The organism is Aestuariivirga sp. (assembly GCF_020252405.1).
In the GTDB taxonomy this organism is placed as follows: domain Bacteria; phylum Pseudomonadota; class Alphaproteobacteria; order Rhizobiales; family Aestuariivirgaceae; genus Aestuariivirga.
Genome location: NZ_JADCDA010000033.1, coordinates 72,421 through 78,791, shown reverse-complemented (window position 1 = coordinate 78,791; position 6,371 = coordinate 72,421). Strand labels below are relative to the sequence as shown.

Genomic DNA, 6,371 nt, shown 5'->3' with positions numbered 1-6,371 from the left:
TACAAGGAGGATGTGCACAGCATGGGCGATGCCAGCAATGCGCTGATGGGCCTCCGCCCCGTCACCTACCGCTACAAGCAGGCCGAGGCTGACGGCAGCAAGCCCATCCAATATGGCCTCATCGCCGAGGAAGTGGACAAGGTGATGCCGGATCTGGTGGTCTATGACGAACAGGGCCGTCCGGACTCGGTGTCCTACGAAATCCTGCCCAGCCTGCTGCTCAACGAATATCAGAAGCAGAACCGCAAGCTCGCTGCAACGGAGGCTGAGCTTTTGGTGGCAAAGCAGAATTACGCAACTGCCGAAGCCAGGCTTAATTCGATGGAGGCAGAGTTGGCCGCGCTTAAGCTCGCAGTGAGCCGTCTCGCCGCCGCGCCTTCCGCCGTAAAGGTTGCAGCCACCGCGCCGTGAGAATACGCCTCGCCTGTGCCCGGACCCGATCCGGGCATCCTTTTCGCAGCAGACAGAGAAGATCATCCGGCACGCCTGCCGCCCGGCTCGGACACACTCCCGCCAAAGATCGGGACGAAACTCCGCGAGGATAAAGTCAAAAATCCTGGCAGGCGCGCCTATGCGGAATACGTTTTTCCCTGCTCTCGCCTTGGTGTTTCTCGGTCTCCTTGCCCATGGCGCCGCCGCGGGCCAGGTGGCCGTGAACTACAAGGTCGATGTCGGCCCGATGACCTTGACCACGATAAAATTCGTGCTCGATATCGGGCCCGATGCGGTGAACTCCAAAGCCCGCATCAAGAGCGGGGGTATCGCCAACCTCTTCTCCGAATACAGCGTGGTGGCCGAGGCCACCAGTCTGATCGGCAATGGCGCGCCGCAGCCGGTGAGTTTCAGGCTGGTCCGAGAACGCGACAGCGGTGTCCGCAAGGCCAAGCTGACCTGGGCGGATGGAGTGCTCACCTATGAGCCGCAAAGTGACAAGCCCGAACGCCGCGAGAGCATTGCCCGGGCGCTGAACGCCAATGTGACCGACCCGATCACGGCCGTGTTGCGCATCGGAACCGCCGGCGAGACGCCGTGCCCATCCGTGCATGACGTGTTCGACGGGCGCGATGTCTTCGAACTTGCGCTGACCGGCAAGGGCAGCGGCACCGTGGATGAAACCGTCGATTACCGGGGTGCGGTGCAGCTTTGCGAAGTGCGCTGGACGCCGATCGGAGGGCGCGCCAAGGAGAAGAATGTGCCGGGCGACAGCTATGATGTGGCCTTCGCCCCGGTTGACAGACTGCCCACGGGCCAGCAGCTGTGGCTTCCCGTCGATCTGACAGGCTCGCTCAAGGGCCTGCCGTTCCGGGCCTATGCCGACACGATTGAGGTCGTGGACTGAGCGGGCCCCGCAATCAGGCTTCCGGCGTCCATTGCACCGGCCTGACCGCACGATGGGTTCTGGCTGATTCATAGGCCGCCTCGACCAGCGCATAGGTCTTGAGATTGTCCTCGCCCGAGGTGTCCGCCGGCAATCCGTCGCGGAAGCGCTCAAACATGTGGCGGTTGGTGTGCAGCACCGCCTCCTGCGACACATGCCATGGCCGGCTCGTCCAGCCAAGCAGCGGGCCGCCGACATGATCCTCGAAGCCCAGGCCCTGGGTGGTGACGGTGACTTTCTCGCCCTTGCGGAGAATGACCGAACCGCCGTCGCCCTCGATCTCCAGCATGGTCTCGGGAAACGGATCGTCATGGCGGCGGGCGGCATAGGTCGCCTCGACAACCGACACGGCGCCGGAGCAGTGCCGCATCATGATGGTCGCGGTGTCCTCGGCGCGAATTCCAGGGTTGCGCTTCTGCGTCTCGCAGCTCAGGTGTTCGACTTCGCCGAGGAAAAAGCGCGCGAGATCGAGAATGTGGATGCCGACGTCCTGGATCACCAGTTTTTCCTCCTCCGCCAGATAGGGCTGACCGCGGTAAACGTCAAAGCCGGTGCGCCAGGAAAGCCTGGCCCAGGTGGGCGTGCCGATCGTGCCCCGGTCGAGGATTTTTTTCACCGCACGCATGGCGGAGCCGAAGCGGAAATTCTCATGCACCGCAAGCCAGGCATTGTGCTTGCGCGCCTTGTTGACGATCGCCACGCAGTCCTCCCATGTCGGCGCGAAGGGTTTCTGAACGACCGCGGCGACGCCCCGTGCGGCGGCGGTTGCGGCAAGCTCCCTGTGGGTGTCCATGCGGGTGGCGATGTCAAGGAGGTCGATCTTCACCGTGTCGAGCATCTTGCCCATGTCAGTGAAATGCGGAACGCCGAAGCGCCTGCCGGCGGCTTCGGCGCGGACCGGATCACGGTCGCAGACGGCGGAGAGAAGGGCGCCCCCGGGCCTGAGGTCAGCCCAGGCATGGAGGTGGTTCTGGGCATAGAATCCGCATCCCACCATGCCGATCGCCACCGGGTGTTTCGCCGTCATGACCGCTCTCCACATCTTGCAGGCAGGGATGATGTGTAGCCGGGGTCATGGCGGCTTGTCGCGTGCAAACTGCCTGTGGAATCACCTGACCGGAACATGCGCTGGAGCAGGTTTCGGTTCAGTGAAATCGAAACCTGCTCTCTATCATTGTCTGGTCGCATTTTCGACGGTCAACCGGTGTCCACTTGACCTGAAAATGCTTTAGAATTCCTCCCAGCCGCTGTCGGCGGGCTCGGCCTTGGCGCCGCCGGCGGCCGCGGCCTTCTTGCGCGCGGCAGGCGCGCGCGGCGCGGGGCGGTGCGCCTCGCGCGTGCTCTCCTCGGCGTGGGCGATGATCGCGCCCGCCGCGGTGGTGAAGCGGGCGACGATCTGGGCCAGCTCGGTCGATTGCTGGGTCAGCGTGCGGGTGGCGGCGGTTGCCTCTTCCACCATGGCGGCGTTCTGCTGCGTCACCTGGTCCATCTGGTCGACGGCCGTGTTCACCTCCTGCAGGCCCGTCGCCTGCTGATCGGCGCTGCGCGCGATCTCGGTGACGATGCCGTTGATCTCGTTCACCCGGTCGATGATCTGGCGGAGCGAGCTTCCCGTCTCGGCGACAAGCTGCACGCCCTCCTGCACCTGGTTGCGCGAGGTGGAGAGAATGCCCTTGATCTCCTTGGCCGCTTCCGCCGAGCGCTGGGCCAGCGCCCGGACTTCGGAGGCGACCACCGCGAAGCCGCGGCCCGCGTCACCCGCGCGCGCCGCTTCGACACCGGCATTGAGGGCGAGCAGATTGGTCTGGAAGGCGATCTCGTCGATGACGCCGATGATCTGGGTGATCTCCTGCGACGATTTCTCGATTCCCTGCATCGCCTCGACCGCGCGCTTGACGACGACGCCGGATCGGTCTGCGTCTTCCTTGGCGGCAGTCACCATGTTGCGCGCATGCTGGGCGCCCTCGGCGGTCTTCTTCACGGTCGAGGTGATCTCGGCCACGGCGGCGGCCGTCTCCTCGAGGTTCGCCGCCTGGTTCTCGGTGCGGCGCGACAGATTGTCGGAGGCCTGTGCAATCTCCTCCGTGCCGGACTTGATGCCGAAGGAGCCGCGCTTCACGGTGTTGATGGTTTCCGTCAGGCTGTCCGCCGCCGAGTTGAAATATTGGCGCAGCTTGTCCAGCATTTCGGGGAAGGGCTGGTCGATGCGGTGGGTCAGGTTGCCCTTGGCAAGATTCTCCAGGCCCTGGCCAAGCACGGTGATGATGTTCTTGGAGTTTTCGTCATTGCGGCGGTTCTGCATCGCCTGATCCTTGAACACGGCGAGCGCGCGCGCCATTTCGCCGATCTCGTCGCCGCGCTGGGCATAGGGCACTTCTTCCTCAAGGTGGCCAGAGGCGAGCCTGGCCATGGTTGCCGAGATGGTGGTGATGGCGCGGATCACGAACTGGTGCGCCCCGAGCAGCATCAGCATGATGATGACGGCGATGCCGATGTTGAAACCGGTGACGAGATTGAGGTCGCTTTTGGAGCGCGCGATGCTCTCCTGCTCGATGGAGGCGCCCTTGGCCAGAATTGCCTGGGACTTGGCGTTCATGAACTCGCCGAAGTCAACGAAGTCATCGCTCAGGTTGCTCATGGTCGTGTCGATCGCCGCGCGGTCGTTGCGCTGGAGCGCGGGAATCAGGTCATTCCGGAAGATCGTCCAGAAGCGCTCATTGCGGTTCTCGACCTCTTGGAGAAAGGAGGCAGCCTCCTGATCGCTCATCACGTCGAGCGAGGTGAGCCGTTCCTTCCAGTATTCCAGCCTGGTTTTGTAATCGGACTGGATCTGATTGAGGCGCGGGGTGAGCTTGGGCAGCAGCGCGGGCTCGCCCTCAATGATGTGGGCATAGGCGAAAGGCTCCGCCGGGTACAGCGGCGGCGGCATGATGTCGGCGACCAGGTCCTTGCCCTTAGAGATCAAGTCATAGGACGGGCTGCCGATCTTGATGTTGCTGACGGAGGAATAGGTCTGGACGGCGAGGAAGGCCATGAGGCCGACGATGACGAGGCCGAAGGCGATCATCAGGCGCTGGATGGTGAGGAAGCTTTTTTTCATGCGCGGGTCCGCTGTGTGCTGGGTTGGGGGTTGATGTTTCAGATGATTTCGCCCAGCCCCGGTGGCAGGCTGTCATAGAAGGCGCGGATGCGCGCCAGGGCGCGGTCGGTGGCCTGGAATTCCGCGCCGTAGCGCGGGTGCATGGACCAGCGCAGAACGCAGGCCACCTCGCAGAGCTCGGGGTGGATGAGGATCAGTCTGGCGCCGACCCTGAGGGGGGCAAGCGCATCGATACGCAAGGCGATGCCATCGGCCGACAGGTCAAGGAGCCGCGCCAGATAATCTCCGCCTCCTGTGCGCACCGTCACCGCGAGGCTGCAGGCGCGGCGCCCCGAGCGCCGCCGCTGGTCGAGCGCGGGGTGACTTAAGGGCAGCACAGCGCGCGGTGGCTGAGCGGGCATCGGGGGCTCCTGGCTTGAGTTGCCGGAACGCTATGGCAGCAACGTTGTCCCAAGCTTGAGCGCCCGGCGGCCGAACCCCGCATCGCGCCCTCGCGCGGCCCGAAGCTTGCCGGGCGCCCCCGGAAAACACCCGTAATGCGCCTTTGGCCCCCATCGAGCGATTTCATCCATGCGCCCTGCGCCGCCCCCGCAGGTGATCGAAAGCGATCAGCTAAATTTCTGATATAATGATGGAATATAGCGCTGGAGAGGACGTTTGCGGCGGTCCCCGGGGGTGGGGGCGGCGTGTGGCAAGTTGTGCCGCTACCTTTTGTTCACGATATGCGATTGTGACGCAAAAGGGTCTTGGATGACGATTGAGTTTCTAGTAATTCTTTCTGCATGATTAAGGCCGGAGCATTTGCGGTAGTATTTTTGCTGTCCGTTGCGCAGTGCGGCGCTGCGGAGTCGGGCGAAGTCACCGTCAGCGGTGCCGCAGTGATGAATCTGGCAACTCTGCAGCCTTATGTGCCGCTCAGCTCTGAGGCCGTGCTTAACAGCAACCAGATTGTGGCGCTGGGCAAGCAGGACAGCATCGATATTCTTCCCGCGTCCGCCGCTGCCGACCCGATCCGCCCGGAACCGACGAATTCGCCCGTGGCCAACTTCATCAACGGCGTCGAATATAATCTGCGGCCCATCGACGTGTCGCAATATGGCGACTACAGCTTCGACGTGTTCTGGGAACAGTCGAAGTCGGTGAAGTGGGACATTCTCGCCCTTTATGGCGGCATCACTGTTTTCGGCATCAGGAATTGGGACTGGGGCACGTCGGGCTATCACTTCGAGAGCGAGGGTTGGTTCGGCACCGATACCAAGTACGGCGGCATGGACAAGCTGGGCCATGCCTATACAGGCTATCTCGTGTCGCAGTATTTTACCCAGCGGATCGCGCATTCGGTGGATGATCCGAAGAATGCGGCCATCACCGGCTCGCTGCTCGGCATGGGCTTTCAGACCTATATCGAGGTTTTCGACGGTCTTGCCGGCGAACACGGCTTCTCCTACGAGGATATGATCGCCAACGGCGTGGGCGCGTCGTTCTCCTTCCTGCGCAACACCGTCCCGGGCCTTGCGGACAAGCTCGACTACCGGTTGGAATACTGGGCATCCTCGGACTACCACGAGTGGAACCCGGCCACCGACTACGACGGCCAGCGATACCTCCTCGCCCTGAAGCTGTCCGGCTTCGAAAATCTGGAGGACACGCCGCTGCGCTTCGCCGAACTGCAGGCGGGCTACTTTACCGAAGGTTACACCGACCAGACCCGCAAAGCCGGCGTCGATCCCTCGCGCAATCCCTATCTCGCGATCGGTCTGAACCTCAACGAACTGCTCGGCCAGGCGCCGGATGTCGCTGACACGCTGCCGGGCCTCGCGGCCACCACGGCCTTCACCTACTGGCAGCCGCCCTACACTTATGTGGCGACCGACTATCACAACTAGAACCGCT

At 63.2% G+C, this 6,371-nt stretch carries 6 protein-coding genes; 3 read left to right on the top strand and 3 right to left on the bottom strand.

The genetic code is table 11. The annotated features are described in order from the left end of the window. Positions 1 to 411: tail fiber domain-containing protein (locus IOC69_RS06480; RefSeq protein ID WP_290542726.1), on the top strand; the 411-nt coding region annotated here is incomplete at its 5' end. Between the two features lie 160 nt (positions 412 to 571). Continuing rightward, a complete protein-coding gene (locus IOC69_RS06475; RefSeq protein ID WP_290542725.1) occupies positions 572 to 1,339 on the top strand; it encodes a DUF3108 domain-containing protein in 768 nt (255 codons plus the stop codon). Between the two features lie 13 nt (positions 1,340 to 1,352). Here IOC69_RS06475 and IOC69_RS06470 read toward each other — a convergent pair whose 3' ends face one another. The 3 genes from IOC69_RS06470 to IOC69_RS06460 form a co-directional block, all read right to left on the bottom strand. After that, positions 1,353 to 2,405, bottom strand: coding sequence for a Gfo/Idh/MocA family oxidoreductase (locus tag IOC69_RS06470; protein ID WP_290542724.1), 1,053 nt, complete (start codon positions 2,403 to 2,405; stop codon positions 1,353 to 1,355). Between the two features lie 201 nt (positions 2,406 to 2,606). Continuing rightward, the gene (locus tag IOC69_RS06465; RefSeq protein ID WP_290542723.1) at positions 2,607 to 4,478 is read right to left on the bottom strand and encodes a methyl-accepting chemotaxis protein; all 1,872 of its coding nucleotides are present in this window, start codon (positions 4,476 to 4,478) and stop codon (positions 2,607 to 2,609) included. A gap of 38 nt (positions 4,479 to 4,516) precedes the next feature. Beyond that, complete coding sequence (locus IOC69_RS06460) at positions 4,517 to 4,879, bottom strand: PilZ domain-containing protein (RefSeq protein ID WP_290542722.1); 363 nt, start codon at positions 4,877 to 4,879, stop codon at positions 4,517 to 4,519. Positions 4,880 to 5,359: 480 nt separating this feature from the next. Between IOC69_RS06460 and IOC69_RS06455 the strand changes: the two genes are divergently transcribed. Further along, positions 5,360 to 6,364, top strand: coding sequence for a DUF2279 domain-containing protein (locus IOC69_RS06455; RefSeq protein WP_290542721.1), 1,005 nt, complete (start codon positions 5,360 to 5,362; stop codon positions 6,362 to 6,364). Positions 6,365 to 6,371 lie beyond the last annotated feature (7 nt).